Annotated in this window: 17 protein-coding genes and 1 pseudogene; 11 read left to right on the plus strand and 7 right to left on the minus strand. The window is 75.6% G+C overall.

The genetic code is table 11. The features are described from left to right. Nucleotides 1–290 precede the first annotated feature (290 nt). The 5 genes from QA634_RS31705 (at nt 291) to QA634_RS31725 (ending at nt 5,482) form a co-directional block, all read left to right on the plus strand. Complete coding sequence (locus QA634_RS31705) at nt 291–1,475, plus strand: septal ring lytic transglycosylase RlpA family protein (RefSeq protein WP_012335920.1); 1,185 nt, start codon at nt 291–293, stop codon at nt 1,473–1,475. 356 nt (nt 1,476–1,831) lie between these two features. Then, nucleotides 1,832–3,040 carry a D-alanyl-D-alanine carboxypeptidase family protein gene (locus QA634_RS31710; RefSeq protein WP_012335921.1) on the plus strand — a complete coding sequence of 403 codons (1,209 nt, stop codon included), beginning with the start codon at nt 1,832–1,834 and terminating at the stop codon, nt 3,038–3,040. Beyond that, complete coding sequence (tmk, locus tag QA634_RS31715) at nt 3,037–3,717, plus strand: dTMP kinase (protein WP_012335922.1); 681 nt, start codon at nt 3,037–3,039, stop codon at nt 3,715–3,717. Before QA634_RS31710 ends, tmk begins: the two co-directional genes overlap by 4 nt. Next, the gene (locus QA634_RS31720; RefSeq protein ID WP_012335923.1) at nt 3,707–4,750 is read left to right on the plus strand and encodes a DNA polymerase III subunit delta'; all 1,044 of its coding nucleotides are present in this window, start codon (nt 3,707–3,709) and stop codon (nt 4,748–4,750) included. Before tmk ends, QA634_RS31720 begins: the two co-directional genes overlap by 11 nt. Nucleotides 4,751–5,131: 381 nt before the next feature. Next, nucleotides 5,132–5,482 carry a YunG family protein gene (locus tag QA634_RS31725; RefSeq protein WP_012335924.1) on the plus strand — a complete coding sequence of 117 codons (351 nt, stop codon included), beginning with the start codon at nt 5,132–5,134 and terminating at the stop codon, nt 5,480–5,482. Between the two features lie 9 nt (nt 5,483–5,491). On the opposite strand, the gene QA634_RS31730 is transcribed toward QA634_RS31725, so the two are convergent. Beyond that, entirely contained in the window at nt 5,492–6,265 is a 774-nt protein-coding gene (locus tag QA634_RS31730) for an SDR family NAD(P)-dependent oxidoreductase (RefSeq protein WP_018263493.1), read from the minus strand. Nucleotides 6,266–6,516: 251 nt separating this feature from the next. On the opposite strand from QA634_RS31730, the gene QA634_RS31735 reads away from it, so the two are divergent. Together QA634_RS31735 and QA634_RS31740 are read left to right on the plus strand one after the other, a co-directional pair. Further along, nucleotides 6,517–7,524 (plus strand): LLM class flavin-dependent oxidoreductase, encoded by a 1,008-nt coding sequence (locus QA634_RS31735; RefSeq protein WP_012335926.1) that lies wholly within the window; start codon nt 6,517–6,519, stop codon nt 7,522–7,524. A gap of 183 nt (nt 7,525–7,707) precedes the next feature. Beyond that, entirely contained in the window at nt 7,708–9,411 is a 1,704-nt protein-coding gene (locus tag QA634_RS31740) for a lysine--tRNA ligase (protein ID WP_012335927.1), read from the plus strand. Between the two features lie 9 nt (nt 9,412–9,420). On the opposite strand, the gene QA634_RS31745 is transcribed toward QA634_RS31740, so the two are convergent. From QA634_RS31745 to QA634_RS31755, 3 genes are all read right to left on the minus strand, one after another. Then, nucleotides 9,421–9,579 carry a hypothetical protein gene (locus QA634_RS31745; protein ID WP_157182291.1) on the minus strand — a complete coding sequence of 53 codons (159 nt, stop codon included), beginning with the start codon at nt 9,577–9,579 and terminating at the stop codon, nt 9,421–9,423. Next, on the minus strand, nt 9,576–9,860 hold the full coding sequence (locus QA634_RS31750) for a hypothetical protein (RefSeq protein WP_012335929.1): 285 nt from the start codon (nt 9,858–9,860) through the stop codon (nt 9,576–9,578). Before QA634_RS31750 ends, QA634_RS31745 begins: the two co-directional genes overlap by 4 nt. A gap of 67 nt (nt 9,861–9,927) precedes the next feature. Next, on the minus strand, nt 9,928–10,353 hold the full coding sequence (locus QA634_RS31755) for a hypothetical protein (protein WP_012335930.1): 426 nt from the start codon (nt 10,351–10,353) through the stop codon (nt 9,928–9,930). Between the two features lie 206 nt (nt 10,354–10,559). Between QA634_RS31755 and QA634_RS31760 the strand changes: the two genes are divergently transcribed. Genes QA634_RS31760 through QA634_RS31770 form a run of 3 tightly spaced genes read left to right on the plus strand, consistent with a single transcriptional unit; the run spans nt 10,560 to nt 13,782 of the window. Continuing rightward, nucleotides 10,560–10,859 (plus strand): hypothetical protein, encoded by a 300-nt coding sequence (locus QA634_RS31760; RefSeq protein ID WP_012335931.1) that lies wholly within the window; start codon nt 10,560–10,562, stop codon nt 10,857–10,859. Then, entirely contained in the window at nt 10,859–12,793 is a 1,935-nt protein-coding gene (locus tag QA634_RS31765; protein ID WP_012335932.1) for an AAA family ATPase, read from the plus strand. The genes QA634_RS31760 and QA634_RS31765 overlap by 1 nt, the downstream gene beginning before the upstream one ends. Further along, entirely contained in the window at nt 12,790–13,782 is a 993-nt protein-coding gene (locus QA634_RS31770) for a hypothetical protein (RefSeq protein ID WP_012335933.1), read from the plus strand. The genes QA634_RS31765 and QA634_RS31770 overlap by 4 nt, the downstream gene beginning before the upstream one ends. 246 nt (nt 13,783–14,028) lie before the next feature. Here QA634_RS31770 and QA634_RS31775 read toward each other — a convergent pair whose 3' ends face one another. After that, nucleotides 14,029–15,432, minus strand: coding sequence for an aminotransferase-like domain-containing protein (locus tag QA634_RS31775; protein WP_012335934.1), 1,404 nt, complete (start codon nt 15,430–15,432; stop codon nt 14,029–14,031). Nucleotides 15,433–15,569: 137 nt separating this feature from the next. On the opposite strand from QA634_RS31775, the pseudogene QA634_RS31780 reads away from it, so the two are divergent. Further along, nucleotides 15,570–16,451 (plus strand): annotated as a pseudogene (locus tag QA634_RS31780) (DMT family transporter). Nucleotides 16,452–16,485: 34 nt separating this feature from the next. Here the strand turns inward: QA634_RS31780 and QA634_RS31785 are convergent. Both QA634_RS31785 and QA634_RS31790 read right to left on the minus strand, forming a co-directional pair. Next, a complete protein-coding gene (locus QA634_RS31785) occupies nt 16,486–17,424 on the minus strand; it encodes a hypothetical protein (protein ID WP_012335936.1) in 939 nt (312 codons plus the stop codon). Beyond that, nucleotides 17,396–19,801, minus strand: a complete 2,406-nt coding sequence (locus tag QA634_RS31790) for a YfhO family protein (RefSeq protein WP_012335937.1) — start codon at nt 19,799–19,801, stop codon at nt 17,396–17,398. Before QA634_RS31790 ends, QA634_RS31785 begins: the two co-directional genes overlap by 29 nt. Nucleotides 19,802–19,835: the final 34 nt, after the last annotated feature.

Consider the following 19,835-nt stretch of genomic DNA (forward strand, 5'->3'; position numbering starts at 1 on the left):
CGGGTCGGGCTCACCGTGGTTCAAGAAAAATTCTTTTTCTGTCAGGATCTTGCTGGCCTTTCTTGCTGTGCCGCACGAGAACTCGGCCGGAACCGCCGGGCGCCCTCCCGCGGGCCGATCTCCTCGTCCCTGCGGGGACTTGGCGGCTTGTCCTCGGGTGCCCGCCCCGTGCCGCGGCGGCGTTTGACTCCCTCCCGTCAAGTCTTCCTTCATGAAAGCGCGTCAGCGTGGCTGGAAGGCGGTCGCGGCCCGGAGGGCGGCGGCGGGGCGGCAGGGGGACCGAGAGCGCGATGGCAGGATCCCAGAACGGTGGCTCCGGCACGGCCTCGGCCCTGCGGCTCGCGGCGGTGGCCGGCGTGGCGCTGCTCACCGCGAACTGCGCCGGGACCCCGCATCCGGGCGCGTCGGCCTCGGTCCGCGGCGGCCGGCAGGTCGACCCGAAATACGGCGTGGTGCCGAGCCCCCGGCTCTACGGGGAGAACGACCCGATCCCGAAGGGGGGCGGGCGCGCCATGGTGGGCAAACCCTACGTGGTGGCCGGCCACACCTACGTCCCGCGCGAGAATCCCCGCGGCTACGTCCGCGAGGGGCTGGCCTCCTGGTACGGCACCGCCTTCCACGGCCGCCAGACCGCCAATGGCGAGGTCTTCGACCGCTTCTCCGTGGCGGCGGCGCACCCGACCCTGCCGCTGCCGAGCTACGCCCGCGTCACCAACCTCGCGAACGGCCACTCGATGGTGGTGCGCGTCAACGACCGCGGCCCCTATCACGCCGGGCGCCTGATGGACGTCTCCGAGCGGGTGGCCGAGGCGCTGGAATTCCACCGCCGCGGCACGACCCGGGTGCGGGTCGAGTATCTGGGCATGGCCTCGGTGGCGGGCAGCGACGACCGCAAGCTGATGGCGACGCTGCGCACGGATGGCAGCCCGGCGGGCAGGCCCTCCGGCGCCAACCTAATGGTGGCGGATGCGGGCGAGGAGGCGAAGCCCTTCGCCTTCCGGCAGCCGGAGCCCGAGGCCGCGCCCGTGCGGCCGGTCGTCGAGCGCCCGCGGGTCGCCCCGGCGCCGGTCGTGGTGGCCGAGGCGCCGCGGCGGGCCGCCCCGGTCCGGGTGGCCGAGGTCGCGCCCCGGCCCGCGCCCGCCCCGGCCCCGGTGCGGGTCGCGCAGGCGGCCCCGCCGCGGCCCGGTCTCCGGGCCCTCCCGGCAGCGATGCGGCCCGACGCGGCGGCGCGGGACCGCGGCGCCCTGGCCCAGGCCATGCTGGCCGCCGCGCAGGCGGCCCCCGCCGCGCGGGCGGCCACGCCGCGCCACGCCGCGCCGCTGCCTCTGACCTCGCCGCTCCAGCTCAGCGGCGCTCCCCCGCGGCCGCCGCTGCGGCCCGGGCCTGAGCGCAGCCTGACCGCCAAGCTCGACGGGGCGGAGGCGGGCGAGCGCAAGGGCCGCGCGCCACGCGCCCGCACGGCCGACATGCTCTGATCCGCTGTCCGGACGTGAGCGTCCGGACAGCGGATGACGCGCCCGCGCGGCGCGAGCCCGCGCGCGCGTGAGCGAAGCCCCAATCCGCCATCCCGAAGGGATCATGCGGATTGGGTATGACACGCCCGCGCGGCGCCTGAGCGACGCCGACATCCGCATGGCGACGCAATCCGTCGTGTGATGGGTGGCGGGCGGCGCGTTCCTCGCCGGACCGGCCGCCGCGGGGCGGCCGCCGTCCCGCCGCGCCTCCGGCTCGGTCGCGGCCGCGCTTCGGCAAGATGGGCGTTCCGCCGCAATTGCTCCGTCCGGGCCGGGGCGGCAGAGTGGCGCCCGGTCGAGGACGCGGATGGTGGCGCATGACGGGCAGGGCGGGACGGGCGGGCAGGGCGGTCACGGGGCTCGTCGCGGGGCTCCTCCTCGCGGCGGCGAGCGCGGGCGCCGCGCGCGCGCAGGGCTTCCAGAGCCAGGCGCCCCACGCGATCCTCCTCGACGCCGATTCCGGCTCGGTCCTCTACGAGAAGAACGCCGACGAGCCGTTCTCGCCCGCCAGCATGGCCAAGCTCATGACCGTCGAGGTGATCTTCGACGAGATGCGCAAGGGCCGCCTCAATCAGGACAGCGAGTTCCCGATCAGCGAGAACGCCTGGAAGCACGGCGGCGCGGGCGGGGGCGGCTCGTCGATGTTCGCTCAGCTCAACAGCAAGGTGAAGCTGCCCGACCTCCTGCGCGGCATCATCGTGCAGTCGGGCAACGACGCCGCCATCGCGGCGGCCGAGGCGATCGGCGGCACCGAGGACAATTTCGCCCAGATCATGAACCGTCACGCCCGCGAGATCGGGCTGACCCGCTCCACCTTCCGCAACCCCACCGGCTACTCGGCGCCCGACCAGAAGGTGACGGCCCGCGACCTCGCGAAGCTCGCCATCCACCTCATCGAGACCTACCCGGACGAGTACAAGCTGTTCTCCGAGCGCGAGTTCACCTGGAACAAGATCCGCCAGCAGAACCGCAACCCGCTCCTCACCATGGATCTCGGCGCGGACGGGCTCAAGACCGGCTACCTGGAGGAATCCGGCTACGGCCTGACCGGCTCGGCGGTGCAGAACGGCCAGCGGCTGATCCTGGTGGTGAGCGGCCTGAAGAAGGCCAGCGACCGGGCGGCGGAATCCCGCAAGCTCCTCGACTGGGGTTTCCGGGCCTTCGAGGGCCGGCAGGTCTTCGCCCCCGGCGAGACCGTGGCCGAGGTCGACACCTATGGCGGGGAGAAGGGCAAGGTCGCCCTGGTCGCCAAGAAGCCCGTGCGCGTGCTCCTGCCCCGAGGCTCCGCCGACCGACTCACGGCCCGCGTCGTCTATCAGGGGCCCCTGAAGGCGCCGATCGAGGCCGGGCGCGAGGTGGCGCGGCTCAAGGTCACCCGGGGCGAGCAGCAGGTGCTCGACATGCCCCTCTACACCGCCGAGAGCGTCGGCCCCGGCAGCATGACCCAGCGCGCCCTCGACGCGGCGCTCGAGGTCGGCACCGGCTGGGTGCGCGGCGCCTTCGCCAAGCTGACGAACCGGTCGTGAGCGGGGCGCCGCGCCCGGGCCTGTTCATCACCCTCGAGGGCGGGGAAGGGGCCGGCAAGTCGACCCAGGTGGCGCGCCTCGCCGAGTGGCTGCGCCGGAGCGACCGGGAGGTGGTCACCACCCGCGAGCCCGGCGGCTCGCCCCGGGCCGAGCAGATCCGCACCGCCCTGCTCGCCGGCGCCGCCAAGGATCACGGGCCCTTCGCGGAGGCGCTGCTCTTCTCCGCCGCCCGCCTGGACCACCTCGCCAGCCTGATCCGGCCGGCCCTGGCCCGCGGTGCCGTGGTGGTCTGCGACCGCTTCGCGGACTCGACCCGGGCCTACCAGGGGGTCGCCGGCGGCATCGATCCGGAGTGCGTGGCGGCGCTGGAACGGGTCGTGGTCGGCGCGACGCGGCCCGACCTGACGCTCATCCTCGACCTGCCGCCGGAGATCGGTCTCGCCCGCGCCCGGGGGCGCGAGCGCGGCCTCGCCCGCGGCCCGGACCGGTTCGAGGCCGAGGCGCTCGCCTTCCACCAGCGCCTGCGCGAGGCGTTCCGCGGCATCGCCGCGCGGGAGCCGGCCCGCTGCGCGCTCGTGGACGCCGCCGGCGAGCCCGACGCGGTGGCGGCCGCCATCCGGGCCGTCGTGGCCGGGCGCCTACCGGAACTCGGCCTGGGGCTCGGCCATGCCGCCTGAGGCGACGGCCGAGGATCTCGAACCCGGCGACGTGCCGGGAATCGCCCGGCCCCGGGCGCGGACGGTCCTGATCGGCCAGGAGGCCGCCGAGCGGGCCTTCCGGGAGGCGATCGGCGCGGGCCGGCTGCACCATGCCTGGCTCCTCGGCGGCCCGCGCGGGATCGGCAAGGCGACGCTCGCCTACCGGGTGGCGCGCCACCTCCTCGCCCACGGGGCGGGGCGGGGCCTGCCCGAGACGCTCGCCGTGCCGGAGACCCATCCGGTCGCCCGGCAGGTGGCGAGCCTCGCCCATCCGAACCTCGTGGTGCTGCGCCGCCAGCGGGCCCCCGGCGCCAAGACGCTGCCGACCCAGATCACCGTCGAGGCGGCGCGCCGCGCCCTCCACCTCTTCGCCGAGACCTCGGCCGATGCGGGCTACCGCGTCTGCGTCGTCGATTGCGCGGAGGAACTGAACCTCGCGAGCGCCAACGCCCTGCTCAAGCTGATCGAGGAGCCGCCGCCGCGCTCGCTCTTCCTGATCGTCAGCCACGCGCCGGGCCGGCTGCTGCCGACCATCCGCTCCCGCTGCCGCCGGCTCGGCCTGCGCCCCCTCGGCGAGGGCGAGGTGGTGCGGGTGCTGCGCGGGCTCGGCGAGGCCGTGGCGGCGCATCCGCCGGAGGTGCTGGCCCGGGCGGCCGCCCTGAGCGAGGGCTCCGTCGCCCGCGCGCTGGGGCTCCTCGATCCGGCCACCCTCGCCCTCGTGGACGAGGTCGAGGCGCTGCTCCGCGCGCCCGACTGGCGGCGCGTCCTGGCGCTCGCCGAGCGCCTGAGCGGGCGCGAGGCCGAGGCGCTCTACGAGGTGGCCCTCGACACGGCGCAGCGCCACCTCGCGGCCGAGATCGGCCGGCGCCTCGCCGAGCCGCCGGCCCGGCTCGCGGCCCTGGCCGAGGCGAGCGAGCGCATCGCCCGCGTCGCCCGCGAGGCCGCGACCTACAACCTCGACCGCCGCCCGGTGATCCTGTCGCTGTTCGAGGAGGTGGCGGCGGCGCGCTGACCGGGCACGCGGCGCACCCGCCCCACGCCGCCGGCTGCCTCGGCGCGGGCCGCCGGCGCGCGGTGATCGCCCGCACCGCGCCGCCATCGCGCGACCCCGCCGGACTCCCTCGCGGACGCAGCGCGCGCCGCGGGGCTGGTCTCCCGCGGCATCGCCGGCCCGGAGGATGCCGGGATGCGCGGCCTCGTCGGCTTCGACGGCGCGGCGCCGATCGCGGATGTCCTCCGGCCATCGCGGCCTTGCCCGGGAGCCGGCGCGCCGCTACATTCCCCTGCGTCAAGCTCCTCGCAATCCTGCCCGGTGGAGCGGCTGCTCCGACCGGCCGAGGTTCTGTGACCGTTCGGCCGGCGCGGAGGGCGACCCCCGCCCGAGGCGAGACCGATGACATCGTCCCCCGACTCCCTCCTGCCGATCCTGCAGCAATGCTGGTCCGCCGAGACCAGTCCCGAATGGCGGCCGAACAATCCCGCGCGCGGCCAGTGCGGCGTCACCGCCCTGATCGTCCACGACCTCCACGGCGGCACCATCCTCAAGACCGAGACGGGCCGCGGGTGGCACTTCTACAACCGGGTGGACGGGACGCGTCACGACCTGACGGCCGGCCAGTTCGAGACCTCGATCGACTATGCGGACATCGCCAGCAGCCGGGAGGAGGCGCTGGCCGGCACCACGATGGAGCGCTACCGGACCCTCAAGATGCGGGTCAGGCAGCGCCTCGCGCAGCTTTCCTGAGCGCCCCGCTCAGGCGACGGTGTAGCCGCCGTCGATGACCGCGACCTGCCCGGTCATGTAGGCGGAGGCCGCGCTCGCGAGGTAGACCGCGATGCCGCCGAAATCCGCCGGCTGTCCGTAGCGGCGCAGCGGGATGCGGGGGAGGGTGTTCGCCACGAACTTCTCGTTTCCCATCAGCCCCGCCGTCATGTCGCTCGCGATCCAGCCCGGCAGGATCGCGTTCGCGGTCACGCCGTAGCGGGCGAGTTCGACCGCGAGCGCCCGCACCAGGGCGTTGAGCGCTCCCTTGGTCGCCCCGTAATGCTCGTTGCGCGCGGCGCCGAGGAGCGAGGCGACGCTCGAGGTCGCGACCAGCCGCCCGTAGGCGTCCCCGGCCTCGGCCCGCGCGGCCATGTGCCGGGCGGCCTGCTGGAACACCCCCACCACCCCGTCGAGGTTGACCGCGAAGGTGCGCCGCCACTCGGCCGCGTCCCGCTCCAGGAAGGAGCGCCGCCCGCCGCCCGCCACGCCCGCATTGGCGAAGACCGCGTCGACCCGCCCGAAGCGCCGCAGCGTCGCGGAAAAGCTCGCCTCCACCGCCTCCGGCTCGGCCACGTCGCACAGGAAGGCCTCGGCCGGCGCGCCCGTCGCGGCGAGCCGCGCCAGGGCGGCGCGGTTCTTGGCCTCGTCGCGGCCCCAGATCGCGACCGCGGCGCCCGCCCCGGCCAGCGCCTCCGCCATGCCGAGCCCGATGCCGCCATTGCCGCCGGTCACCAGCGCGACCCGCCCGGTCAGATCGAACATCCCCGCCATCCCGCCTCCCGGCCCCGCGCGGTGAGCCGGTCCGCCGCGGGGCGGCGGCGGACCGGGATCCGGACCCTCGGCCAAAGCCGCCGGGCGGGCAAGCGGCCGCCCCGTCGGGCCGCCGGCCGAACCCGGTCCGCGGCCGCGAGCGCGGGGTCCCGCGCATGGCACGCCTGCCCCGGGCGCGCTTGCATCCCGGGCCCCGGCGCCAAATCTGGGACGGGGCCTGACGCGACACACGGGAGCCCGCGATGCCGCCCTTCTCCGTCCTCGACCTCGCGCCGATCCCGCTGGGCGCGACGCCCGGCGACGCGCTGCGCAACACGCTCGACCTCGCCCGCCACGCGGAGCGCCTCGGCTACACCCGCTACTGGCTCGCCGAGCACCACAACATGGTGGGCATCGCCAGCGCCGCGACCGCGGTCGTCATCGCCCACGTGGCGGCCGGCACGGCGCGCATCCGGGTCGGGGCGGGCGGCATCATGCTGCCGAACCACGCGCCCCTGGTGATCGCCGAGCAGTTCGGCACGCTCGCGTCCCTGCATCCGGGCCGGATCGATCTCGGCCTCGGCCGCGCCCCCGGCACCGACGGGCGCACCCTGCGGGCCCTGCGCCGCGACCCCGCCGCCTCCGACACGTTCCCGCAGGACGTGCTCGAACTCCAGGCGCTGCTCGGCCCGGTGCAGCCGGGGCAGGTGGTCCAGGCGGTGCCGGGGGCGGGCACGCAGGTGCCGCTCTGGATCCTCGGCTCCAGCCTGTTCGGGGCGCAGCTCGCCGCGATGCTCGGCCTGCCCTTCGCCTTCGCGTCGCATTTCGCGCCCGACGCGCTGATGCAGGCCCTCGACCTCTACCGGTCGCGCTTCGAGCCGAGCGCCCAGCTCGACCGACCCTACGCGATGGTCGGCGTCAACGTGATCGCGGCCGAGACCGACGCCGAGGCGCGCCGGCTGTTCACCTCCGCGCAGCAATCCTTCACCAACCTCTTCCGCGGCACCCGCGGCCAGCTCCTGCCGCCCATCGACGACATCGAGACCTACTGGTCGCCCGCCGAGAAGGTGCAGGCCTCGCGCATGCTCGCCTGCTCCTTCGTGGGCGCGCGGGAGACGGTGCGCGAGGGCCTGGCCGCGTTCCTGGCCCGCACCGGGGCCGACGAGATCATGGTGGCGGCGGCGATCCACGACCACGGCGCGCGGCGCCGCTCCTACGAGATCCTGGCCGAGCTCCGGGAGGCGCGCCTGCCCGAGCCGGCCCTCGCCTGATCCCGACGGTCGCGGGACATGGCCGTCCCGGGACATGGCCTTTGGGGGGACATGGCCGTCGGGACCGACGGCCGGCGGCCTCCGGACCGGGGGCGAGCTTCGTTGACCGGGGGGAGCGCACTCCCTAGGGTGCGCGCCTCACCCACCCGCCCGCGCCCGCCCGTCCGGGGCCCACGAGACACCATGCCCGCCTCGCTCCGCATCGACCCCGCCCTCCTCGACGCCGCCGCGACCTCCGCGGCCTGGCCCTTCGAGGAAGCGCGCAAGCTCGTCGCCCGGCTGGAGCGGAACCCGAAGGCCGAGCTGCTGTTCGAGACCGGCTACGGCCCCTCGGGCCTGCCGCATATCGGCACGTTCGGGGAGGTCGCCCGCACCTCGATGGTCCGCCACGCCTTCCGGCTGCTGACGCGGGACGCGGTGCCGACCCGGCTCATCGCCTTCTCGGACGACATGGACGGGCTGCGCAAGGTGCCGGACAACGTGCCGAACCGGGCCCTCCTGGCCGAGAGCCTCAACAAGCCCCTCACCGCCGTGCCGGATCCCTTCGGCACCCACGACAGTTTCGGCGCGCACAACAACGCCGAGCTGCGCCGCTTCCTCGATTCCTTCGGCTTCGACTACGAGTTCCTCTCGGCCACGGAATGCTACCGGGCGGGGGTGTTCGACGCGGCGCTCCTGCGCGTGCTGGAGCGCTACGACGCCGTCATGGCGGTGATGCTGCCCTCGCTGCGGGCGGAGCGCTCGGCCTCCTACTCGCCCTTCCTGCCGCTGCACCCGGTCACCGGCCACGTCATGCAGGTGCCGATCGACGAGGTGAAGGTCGCCGCCGGCACGATCGTCTGGCGCGACCCGGCGACGGGCGAGCGCTACGAGACCCCGGTGACCGGCGGCCACGCCAAGCTGCAGTGGAAGCCCGACTGGGCCATGCGCTGGGTCGCGCTCGGGGTCGATTACGAGATGGCCGGCAAGGACCTGATCGACTCGGTGAAGCTGTCGAGCCAGATCGCCCGCGTGCTCGGGGGCGAGCCGCCCGAGGGCTTCAACTACGAGCTCTTCCTGGACGAGAAGGGCCAGAAGATCTCGAAGTCGAAGGGCAACGGCCTCACCATCGACGAGTGGCTGGCCTACGGCACGCCCGAGAGCCTCGCGCTGTTCATGTACAACAAGCCGCGGGAGGCCAAGCGCCTGCACTTCGACGTGATCCCGCGCCACGTCGACGACTACCTGTCCTTCCTGGAGAAGTTTCCCGGCCAGGAGCCGAAGCTGCAGCTCGGCAACCCGGTCTGGCACATCCATGCGGGCGCGCCGCCGGCGCCGGAACTGGCGGCGGGCGGCGGCGCCATCACCTTCGCGATGCTGCTCAACCTGGTGGCGGTGGCGAATACCGAGGATCCGGCGGTGCTGTGGGGCTTCATCCGCCGCTACGCGCCGGAGGCCTCGCCGCGGACGCAGCCGCGCCTCGACCGGCTCGTCCACCACGCGGTGCGCTACTTCCGCGACTTCGTGCGGCCGCAGAAGCAGTACCGGGTGCCCGACGCCCAGGCCGGGGCGGCCCTCGCCGACCTGTCGGCGACCCTGGCGGAGCACGAGGGCTCGACCGATCCCGAGGCCCTGCAGGCCTTGGTCTACGAGGTCGGGCGGCGCCACTACCCGGACCTGTCCGGCAAGGCCAAGAGCCCGGACGGGCGCCCGGGCGTGGCGCAGGCGTGGTTCACCACGCTCTACGCCACCCTGCTCGGCGAGGCGCGCGGACCCCGCTTCGGCTCCTTCGTGGCGCTCTACGGCGTGGCGGAGACCCGGGCCCTGATCGCCCGCGCCCTCTCGGGCGACCTCGCCGCCGAGCACGAGGCCTTCCTGGAGAGCCGGGCGCCCAAGGCGGCGGAGTAGACGCCCCGCTCAGGAGGCCCGGCGGGCCCGGGCCAGCCGCACCGTCCGCAGGGAGAGGTCGCGCCGCACGCGCGCGAGTTCCCGTTCCTGCATCCGCACGGCCGCGTAGGCGAGCGCCACGACGAGGGCCGGCGTGGCGGCGAAGGCGAGGAGCGCGGTGGCCATCATGGCAGAAGCCCGTTGAGGAGACGCCTCGCCAGGCAATGTAGGAGGATCGCCGCCGCGAGCCAACCGAGAACCCCGAGCCCGAGCACCGCGAGGCTCAGCGAGGTCTGCAGGCCGCTGACATTGTAGAGCCAGCCCGCCGCGGGCGTGGCGACGCCGACCGTGAAGCAGGCCGTGGAGGCCCGGTCGATGTTGCCGGCGAGGAGCCGGACCCGCTCGTTGACGCGCTGCTTCTCGGCGAAGAGCGGGTCCGCCGGGGCAGGATCGGGGTCGGCGGGCGTCACGCCTCGGCGGCGCCCGCCGCAGGCTCGGGCCGCCGCGCCGCCTCAGGCGCCCGCACCCGCGCGCCGCCTACGCGCCCAGCGCGAGCGCCCGCGGCGCCCGCGCCGCGGCGGCCCGGCGCCGGGGGGGCGGGGCGAGGCGCACGAGGTCGGCCAGCGGCACGAAGCCCTCCGTCTCCGGCGCGGGCAGCCGCGTGCCGAAGCCGAGCGCGAAGGAGAGGGTGAGCTTCGGATCGGGCGCGATGCCGAAGGCCTGCAGGGCGGCCAGGAACGCCTCGCGGAAGCTGCGCACGCCGCACCACGCCTTCTCGGAGAGGTGCAGCGGCCAGTCCCAGTAGCCGTCCGGACGCTTGGCGCCGAGGCTCCCGCGGGCGATGAAGTAGCCGGTGGCGCGGTGCTCCAGCCCGTCCTCCGACAGGATCCAGTCCCGGTTCTCGAACAGCACCGCGTCGTCGAGGCCGGTCGCCGCCGAGGTTGCCGTCAAGGTCGCCGCCATGATCACAGGCCTCCCGGTCCCGGTGCGGGCCCGTGCCGCGTGGCGCCGGCGCCCGATTCATGGAACAGATAAGGAACACTGGTCCGATTTGCGGCACAGGTCAATGGCTCTCGGCGAACAATCCCGGAACGGCGTCGGGGCGGACTTTCCCCTGGCGCCCGGGCCCGCCCGATGCCACCTCTGTCCCGCACGCGACGGGGAGGAGCATGGAGCGCAGCCGGACGAGCCAGGAGACCGAGGCCCTCAGGCGGTTGGAGGCCCTGCGCCCGGCCTACGAGCGCCTGCGGGCGGACCGCATCCGGGCGGAGGGCGACGTCGAGCGCCTGAGCGCGGAGCTGGAGGCCGCCCGCGCCCAGGCCCGGGAGGAGCTCGGCACCGACGACGAGGCGGCGATCCGGGCGATGATCGAGGAGGTCCGGGCCGAGAATGCCCGCCGGGTCGAGGCCTTCGCGCAGGCGCTGCGCGCCGTGCAGGCCGAGCTCGACGGCCTCTCCGAGGCGCGCTGATGAGCCCTGCGGAGGCCGCGGCCGCCCTCGACCGGCTCGGCCGCGCGCTCGCGCGCGCCGAGGCGCGCCGGGCCGCCCTGACCGGGGAGCGCGACGGGCTGGTCCGGGCGGTCGCGGCCGCCAAGGGCCGGCTGGAGCGGCGCGACGCGGTCGATCTCTGCCTGCGCGAGCTGCAGCAGGAGACCCACCAGCGCAGCCTCGCCCGCATCGAGACCCTGCTCTCGGCCGTGGTGCAGGAGGTGCTGCCGGGGGAGAAGCCGGTCTCCCTCGACCTCACCACGGAGCGCGGCCTGCCCGCCCTCGACATCGGCCTGCTGCGGCCGGACGGCGGCCGCGAGGACGTGCTGGAGGACAATGGCGGGGCCATGACCAACGTGGTCGGGATGGGCCTGCGGCTGATCGCGGTGGTCAAGGCGGGTTTGGGGCGCTTCATCGCCCTCGACGAGGCCGATTGCTGGATCGCGCCGGCGCGGGTGCCGGCCTTCTACCGGGTGCTGGAGGACGGGGCGGCGCGGCTGTCCCTGCAATGCCTCGCCATCTCGCACCACGACGTCACGGGCTTTCCGCCCGGCACGCGGGTGAGCCGCATCGGCGGCGACCCGGCGCGCGGCGTGCTGATCGACGGCCCGGCCGAGGAATGCGCCGCCGCCTGGGAGCCCGACGCGCCGGGCTTCCGCCACATCCGCCTGATCGACGTGCAGGGCTTCGCCGACGCGGTCCTGCCCCTCGCGCCGGGCGTCAACGCGCTGGTGGGGCCGAACAACCGCGGCAAGTCGACGGTGATCCGGGCCCTGCGCGCGGTCTTCTACGGCGAGGCCCGCGACGGGCTGGTGCGGGCCGGCAAGCCCGCCTGCCGGATCGAGATCGGGGTGGCGGGCGGCCGGATCCTGCGCTTCGTGCGCCAGGTTCGGCGCTCGCCCGTCAACCTGTGGTCGCTGCACGAGCCGGACGGATCCCTGGTCCGCCAGGACGGGGCGACGCTGGAGACCGGCGGCCGGGACGTGCCGGACTGGGTCGACCGGCTCTTCGGCATCACCCGGGTCGAGGAGCTGGAGGTCCACGTCGCGCACCAGAAATTCCCGGTCTTCCTCCTCGGCGAGAAGGCGCCCAAGCGCTCCGCCGTGCTCTCGCTCGGCCGGGAGGCCGGCTACATCCGCGCCATGCAGGACCTCCAGCGCGAGCGCGTGGCGGAGGACCAGCGCGCCGTGCGCGAGGGCGAGCGGCGCCTCGCTCTCCTGGCCGAGCTCCTCGCCCCCCTGGCCGGACTCGAGGCGGCGGCCGCCTCCCTCGCGGCCCTGCGCGAGGAGGCCGGGCGCCTCGCCGAGGGCGAGCGGCGCCTCGCCGGAATCGAGGCCGGGCTGAGCGCCCTGGCGCGGCTGCGCGCCGCCCGGGACGCGGCCTCGGGCCGGGCCCGGGCCCTCGCGGCCCTGCCGGGCCCGGAGGTCCCGGCCGACCTCGCCCGCGGGCTCGCCGAGGCGCGCCACCGGGAGGGCGTGGGGGAGCGTCTCCTCGGCCTGTCCCGGGACCTCGCCCGCGCGCGGGCCCAGCTGGCGGCCCTGGCGGGCCTGCCGGCGGCGCCGGTGCCGCGGGCGAGCGCCGCCGCCGAGGCCCACGCCGCCGCCCTGGCGCGCCTCGCCGCCGACCTCGCCCGGGCGCGCGCCCGGGCGGCGGCGCTCGCGGCCCTGCCCGAGGCGGCGCCGGCCCTCGCCGCGCCGGAGGCGGCCCTGCGCGGCGCCCGGCGCCTCGCGGAGCTCGGCCGGCAGCTCGCCGCGGCGCGGGGGCGGACGGCCGAGGCGCGGGCGGGCCTCGCCGCGATCGAGGCCGAGACCGCGGCGCTGCTCGCCGCGACCGGCGGGCGCTGCCCGGCCTGCGGCGGCACAGCCGCCCCGGAGAGCCTGCTCGACGGGCACCGCCACGCGGGGGCGGCCGCGTGATCCTGGCCGGCGAGCGCCTCGACGCCCCGCCCGTGCCCTGCGCGGGCCTGCTCCTGATCGGCGATCCCCACGTGGCCTCGCGGCGGCCGGGCCGGCGCAAGGACCCGGACTGGCCCGCCCCCGTCCTCGCCAAGCTCGACCATTGCGTGGCCCTGGCCAATGCCCGCGACCTCGCGCCGGTGCTGCTCGGCGACCTGTTCGAGCACCCGGTCGAGCCCGACGAGAGCCTGAAGGCGCGCCTCATCCGCACCCTGAAGGGGTTCCGCCACCGGCCGCTCGCCAATGTCGGCAACCACGACATCCGCCACACCCGCCTGTCGGACGGGGACAGCCTCGCCGTGCTGGCGGTGAGCGACGTCCTCGACGCGGCGGCGGAATCCGGGCCGGCCGCGCATTACGCCCTGCCGGGGCTGCGGCTCGGGGTCGGGGCGACGCCCTACGGCCAGCCGATCCCGGCGGACGTGCGCGGGCTGATGCCGGAGGCCTCCCGGGTGCTCTGGCTCACCCACCACGACCTCGCCTTCGGGGCGGGCTATCCGGGGGCGGTGCCGCCGCACCCGATCGCCGGCTGCGCGCTCGCCGTGAACGGCCACGTCCACAAGCGCCACCCGCCCGCGCGGCTCGGCGGGACCGTCTGGTTCAACCCCGGCACGATCACCCGGGGCTCGGTCGATCTCCTGACCCATGCGCCCGCGGTGTTCCGGCTCGGCCCGGACCTTGCGCCGGTGGAGGAGGTCCTGCCGCACCGGGCCGAGGTCTTCGACCTCACGGGAAGGCAGGTGGCGCCGGCGCGCGGCGAGGCGGAGCCGGCGGAGAGCGCCTTCGTGTCGCTCCTCTCCGCCGAGAGCGCCACCGACCTCGCGCGCACCGACGACGGGGCGGTGATCCGCGAGGCGATCGAGGCGAAGTTCCTGCGCGACGGCACGCCCGAGCCGGTGCGGGCGGTGATCCGCTCCCTGATGGAGGAGGCGGTGGCGCGGCGGCGGTGAGGGGCGGGCGCCCACCCGTCCGGGAACGGGGGAGCGGGAACGCGCAGGCCGGGCAGCCGGTCTCAGCCTCGCCGTGCGGCGACGCTGAACCGATCGACCGAGAACCGCGTGATGCGGGATCCGGTTGATCGAAGCGGATCCCGGATCACGCGCCCGCGCGGCGCGTGAGCGAAGCCCCAATCCGCCATCCCGAAGGGATCGAGCGGATCGGGCGTGACGCCCCCCGGAGAACCCGGCCGCCCGGGCTCAGCGCGCCGCCCGCTCCGCCGCCATCGCCCGCTCCAGCACGGCGAAGACCTTCGGGTCGGCGCATTGGGCCACGTTGAAGCGCAGGAACGATCCGGCGCTCTGCGACAGGCTGAACACGTTGCCCGGCGCGAGCACCACCCCCTCGGCCAGGGCCCGGCGGGCGATCCCGGCGGCGTCCAGCCCCTCCGGCAGGGACACCCAGAGATAGAGCCCGCCGCGGGGTTCGAGCCAGGGCGTCAGGCCGGCCGCGGCGAGCCGGCGGCGCGTCGCGCCCATCGCGTCGGCGAGGCGGGCGCGCAGACCGTCGAGGGCGCGGCGGTAGCTGCCATCCGCCAGGAAGCGGTGCACGAGGCCGGCCGCGAGCCGCCCGCTGCCGAAGCTCGCGGCGAGCTTGAGGTCGACCACCCGGTCGACCCAGTCCGGCCGCATCGCCGCGTAGCCGCAGCGCACCGCCGCCGAGAGCGTCTTCGAGAAGCTGCCGATCGCGATCACGCGGTCGAGCCCGTCGAGGGTGGCGAGCCGGGGCGCCGGATCGGGATCGAGATCCTCGAACAGCGCGTCCTCGACCACCAGCACGTCGTGCGCCTCGGCGAGCCGCAGCAGCCGATGGGCGATCCCGGCGCTCATCGTCGCGCCGGTCGGGTTCTGGAAGGCCGAGTTGGTCACGTAGAGGCGGGGGCGATGCGCCCGCAGGGCCGCCGCGAAGGCGTCGAGGTCGGGGCCGGCCGGCGTCCACGGCACCCCGACGAGCCGCGCCCGGTGGGCCTGCAGCAGGGACCGGAAGTTGAAGTAGCAGGGATCGTCCACCAGCACCGGGTCGCCGGGCTCCAGAAGCAGGCGGGCGACGAGGTCGAGGGCCTGCGTGGCCGAATCGGTGAGGACGATCCGCTCGGGGCCGGCCGGGATGCCGCGGTCGTGCAGGCGGCGGGCGAGGGCGCGGCGCAGGGGGGCGTGGCCCAGGGGCTCGTCGTAGGCCAGCAGGTCCGCCGCCTCGCCGCGGGCGAGGCCGCGCAGGGCCCGGCGCAGGGCCTCGTCCGGCAGCCAGGAGGGCGGGAGCCAGCCGCAGCCGGGCATCGGCACCCCGGTCCCCGCCTCCAGGCTCTGGCGGGTCACCCAGAGGGAATCCACCGCCCGGTCGAGGCGCGGGCCGATCTCCGCCAGGGTGAGGGGCCGCGCCGTCCCCGCCACGTAGAAGCCCGAGCCGGGCCGGGCCGCGATGGCGCCCTCCGCCACCAGCCGGTCGTAGGCCTCGACCACCGTCGATTTCGACACCCCCATCTGGGCGGCGAGGCCGCGCACCGAGGGGATGCGCGCGCCGGGGCCCAGGGCGCGGGCCGCGATCCGCGCGCGGATCGCCTCCGCCACCGCCTCGGTCCGGGTCGCGTCCCGCGCCGTCTCCATCCGTACTGGCCTCCGCACCCGGACAGTTCGTCCGGATCGTACCGGTTCCGTCCCTGTCGCGACAGGGCCGTCCACCCGATGGTGGCGCTGATCGGGGGGATGCGATGCGCAGCGAGGTCTTGGCCGCCGGGACGACGATGCCGGAGCGGGAGAGGGCGGACCGGGCCGTGGCCCGCCGGGCCCTGCGCGACGGGCTGATCGGCGTCGTGATCTTCGCCGGCTCCCTGCCGGCGACCCGGGTCGCGGTGGCGGACCTCGACCCCTTCTTCGTGACGGCCTTCCGGGCCGGGGCGGCGGGGCTGACGGCGCTCGGGCTCCTCGCTCTCCTGCGCCAGCCGGCGCCCGGGCGGCGCGACCTCGGCGCGCTCGCCCTGGTGGCGCTCGGCGTGGTGCTCGGCTGGCCGCTCTGCACGGCGCTCGCCCTCCGGACCGTCACGGCCGCGCACGGCACCGTGACGGTCGCCTGCCTGCCGCTCGCCACCGCCCTGTTCGGCGTCTGGCGGGGGAGCGAGCGCCCGCGGCGGGCCTTCTGGCTGTTCTCGGGCCTCGGCAGCGCGATCGTGGCCGGCTTCGCCCTGCGCCAGGGCGGGGGCCGGCTCGGGGCGGGGATGCGTGGCTGTTCCTCGGGATGGTGCTCTGCGCCCTCGGCTACGCAGAGGGCGCGCGGCTCGCCCGGCGGCTCGGCGGCTGGCAGGTGGTGGCCTGGGCGCTCGTGCTGTCGCTCCCGGTCTCGCTGCCCGCCGCGTGGCTGCTGCGGCCGGGGGTGGGCGGGCGTCGGCCTGCCGGCGCTGGCGAGCCTCGCCTACGTGTCGCTGTTCAGCATGCTGATCGGCTTCGTGTTCTGGTACCGGGGCCTCGCCCGGGGCGGCATCGCGGCGGTGGGGCAGGTGCAGTTGCTCCAGCCCTTCTTCAGCCTGATCCTCGCCGGGCTCGTGCTGGGCGAGCCGGTCGACGCGGCCCTGGTCCTCGCCTGCGCCGGCGTCGTCGCCACGGTGGCGGCCGCCAAGCGCTTCGCGTGACACCCCGACCGGGGCGGCCCGGGCGCGGCGGGGCTCAAGGGTCCTTGGCAATCGCCTCGATGTCGCGGTCGACGCCGCTCTCGACCTTGAAATCCTGGGTGTAGACCTTGCCGTCGTGGCGGGCGATGAGCTGGTACTCGCCCTCCGCCAGGGTCACCTGCGGGAAGGCGCCGATCGCCTCGCGGATCGTGTCGCCGCCCGGGGTGAGCACCGAGAAGGCGGTGCCCGCGAAGGCCTCGGTGCCGGGCGCGGCCACGAGCTTGAGGGTCACGGTCGCGGCCCGGTGGTTGAGGGTCGCGTCGGTGATGCGGCCGTTCTCGACCTTGAGGTCGGCGCGCTGGATGGCGTTGGAATCGCCCCAGGTCGAGACCACGTGGTAGGTGCCCTCCGGCAGCCGGATCAGCTCGCCGGCCTTGACCCCGTCGCGGACCAGCCGCCCCTCCGGGTTGTTGCCGATCGGCACGAAGATCGCGAAGGCGAGCTGGCCCGGCGGGATCCGGGCATCGCCGACCGCGCCGGCGAGGCGCAGCGCCCCGGCATTGACCGTGACCTGGTCCTGCAGCCCGGTCGGCGCCAGGGTGACGCGCTTCGAGGTGCTGACGAAGCCGTAGGTGACGTTGGCGAGGTAGCTGCCCGGCGCCAGCCGGAAGGTCGGCTGGGGCTCGTCCGAGCGGGCGAGCAGGGCGGGTTTCCCGGCATCGCCGCGATCCTCGTAGATGCGCCAGGTCAGGCCGCCGCGGATCGGCTTGCCCTCGCTCGTCAGCACGGCGCGCAGGGAGAGCGGCGCCTCCGCGGGGCCCGGCGCCGGGGGCGTCATGGCGGGATTGGCCAGGGGCGGGTTCGCCATGGACGGCGTCGGGCGGCCCGGTTCCTGGGCCGCCGCCGGACCCGCGCCGGGAAGCCCCAGGGCCGCGCCGCCGAGGACGACTCCGCCGAGGACCGCCTTACCGAAGAGCCGTCTCGCCCGCCTCATTCCCGTCCCTCGCCAGCAGGTCGCTCGCCGCCGCCATCAGGTTGCCGACCGAGAGGGGCCGGAACCGGAACTCCACCACGTGGCGCCCCTTGGGCACCTCGACGCCGCGGAACAGCAGGTTGGTGCGCAGGATCGGCCGGCGCACGCCGTCCACCCGCGCCTGCCAGCCCGGATAGTAGAGATCGTGCAGCACCAGCACGGCGTCGCGGTCGGTGTCGACCTCCACCGTGACGAGAGTGCGGCGATAGGCGAGGATCTGCGCGCCGCCGGCGGCGGGCGTCACCTGGGCGGCGGGATCGGCCTGGCCGTAGGATCCCTTGACCTTCGGCAGGCTGTCCTGGTCGATCAGGGCGGTGTCGTTCCCCTCGAATTCCGGCAATTCGTCCTGCGAGAGCACGTCCTCGGACTCGACCGGGACGAGGCGGGTGGCGAGGTAGGCGCGGGGCCGGGCCGGGTCGAGGCGGTAGATCCACATCTGGCCCGAGCCGTAGAGGAGCTTCGCCCCGGTCAGCTGCGGGAAATGCCTGGGCAGGCGCTCGGCCGGGCGGTCGAGGACGAGGTATTCGAGGCCGAGCAGGCTCGCGAGCCGCGAGCGGTAGCCGCGGAACAGGGCCGGGAACTGGCGCAGGTTCGGGTCGGCGGCGTTCTCGCCGGGGCCGACGGCCCGCTCGTAATCGGACAGGCGCAGGGGATTGTAGCCGATCGTGTCCTCGAGCCCGAGCACCATCGAGGCGTTCTGCCACGCCCCGCCCAGCCCCAGGATCTCGACGCGGGGATGGTCGCCCTTGGCGTGGCGGGCGTCGAGCTCGGCCTTGAGGATGGTGAGGCCCTGGAGCTGCTCGGGGGGCAATTGCCGGAACACCGCGTAGCGCTCGGCGGGCTCGGCGTTGAGCGACGAGCCGGCATTGCGCCAGATCAGCTCCGCCCCGGTCACCGCGACGAGGCCCGCGGCCGCGAGCGCCCGCGAGCGCGGCCGGCACAGGACGAGCACCGCCGCCCCCGCGAGGCCCGCCCCCAGCGCGATGTCCCGCAGGGCGTCGGCGAGGTGCCCGCGCGGCCCCGAGAAGAGCAGGGCGCCGGCGAGCGCGGCGGCCAGGAGCGCGAGTGCGAGGAGCGGCAGCAGGCGGCCCCGGCCGCGCGGCAGGGCGGGCAGGCCGTCGCGCACGTAGCGGTGGACGAGGTAGCCGGCCGTGAGCGCGAGGCCGATATTGACCACGAAGGTCGCGTCGGCGGGCCGGCGGTAGAGGTCGATGCCCGGCACGTGGTCGAACAGCAGGGCGAAGAGCGGGGTGTAGCGCCCCAGCGCGTAGGTCAGCGCGCCGGCCAGCACCAGGACCGGGAAGCGGATCTCGCGGGCGAGGAGCCGCCCGCCCGCCACCCCGTGCCAGAGGATCAGCAGGGCCGGGATGGTGCCGGCGAAGATGTAGTTGATCGCCCGGTCGGTCCAGGTGCCGCCCTCCAGGGACGACCAGTCCGGGCCCCAGTAATCGTAGGTCCAGCGCAGGGACCCGAACACGTCCGCGAACAGGCCGGTGGCGAGGCTCTGGGGCGGCAGCGAGCCCATGGCGGCGACGCCGTAGCCGAAGGAGGGCCGGGTCGAGGTCATCAGGAGCTGCATGGTGAGCAGGGAGGGCACCGCCAGCAGCGCCCCGCCGACGAGCCCCATCGCGGCGAGCAGGGGAAGCCGCGTGCGCAGGAAGGCGAGGGGCGCCGGCGCCTCCAGCACCGCCCAGAGGGCGCGGGCGATCAGCACGGTGCCGCACAGGAAGGCCACCTGGTCCCGCCCGACCGTCATCAGCGCCGCCGCCACCGCGAAGCCGAGGCCGAAGGCGAGGGAGCGCCGGTCCAGCGCCTCCTCAAGCAGCCAGAGGGCGAGGGGGAAGTAGCCGTAGGACAGGATCATGCCCGTGTGCTGCAGCCGCGCCGAGGCCGAACCGCCGAGGACGAAGATCATGGCGGCGGCGACCGCCCCGGCCGGGTGCCAGCCCCGGCGGCGGAACAGCGGCAGCATCGCCACGGCGCCCGGCAGGAGATGGGCGAAGACCACCGCGTCGAACAGCTCCATCGAGGGCGACGGGTCGAGCCACGCGAAGAGCAGCATGGTCGGCGTGAACAGGAGCGATTGCGGGTCCGCCACGGAGGGGTGGCCGGCGAAGTGGTAGGGATTCCACAGCGGCAATTCCCCGTTCGCCAGGGCGGCGCCGAGGTAGCGCAGCATCGGGTAGAAGTGGTTCTTGGAATCCCACGGCACGACCGCGCCGGTGAGCGGCCAGACCGCGGCGGCGGCGGCCCAGAAGATCAGCACGGCGGCGAGCGCGAGGCGGACGTCGCGCGGCGTCCAGGCCTGGTCGCGCGGCGGGGCGGGGAGGCGGCTCATGGTCGGGCTTCCGGCAGGTCGTGTCCCACGGGTG

Source organism: Methylobacterium sp. CB376 (assembly GCF_029714205.1).
Classification (GTDB): Bacteria; Pseudomonadota; Alphaproteobacteria; order Rhizobiales; family Beijerinckiaceae; genus Methylobacterium.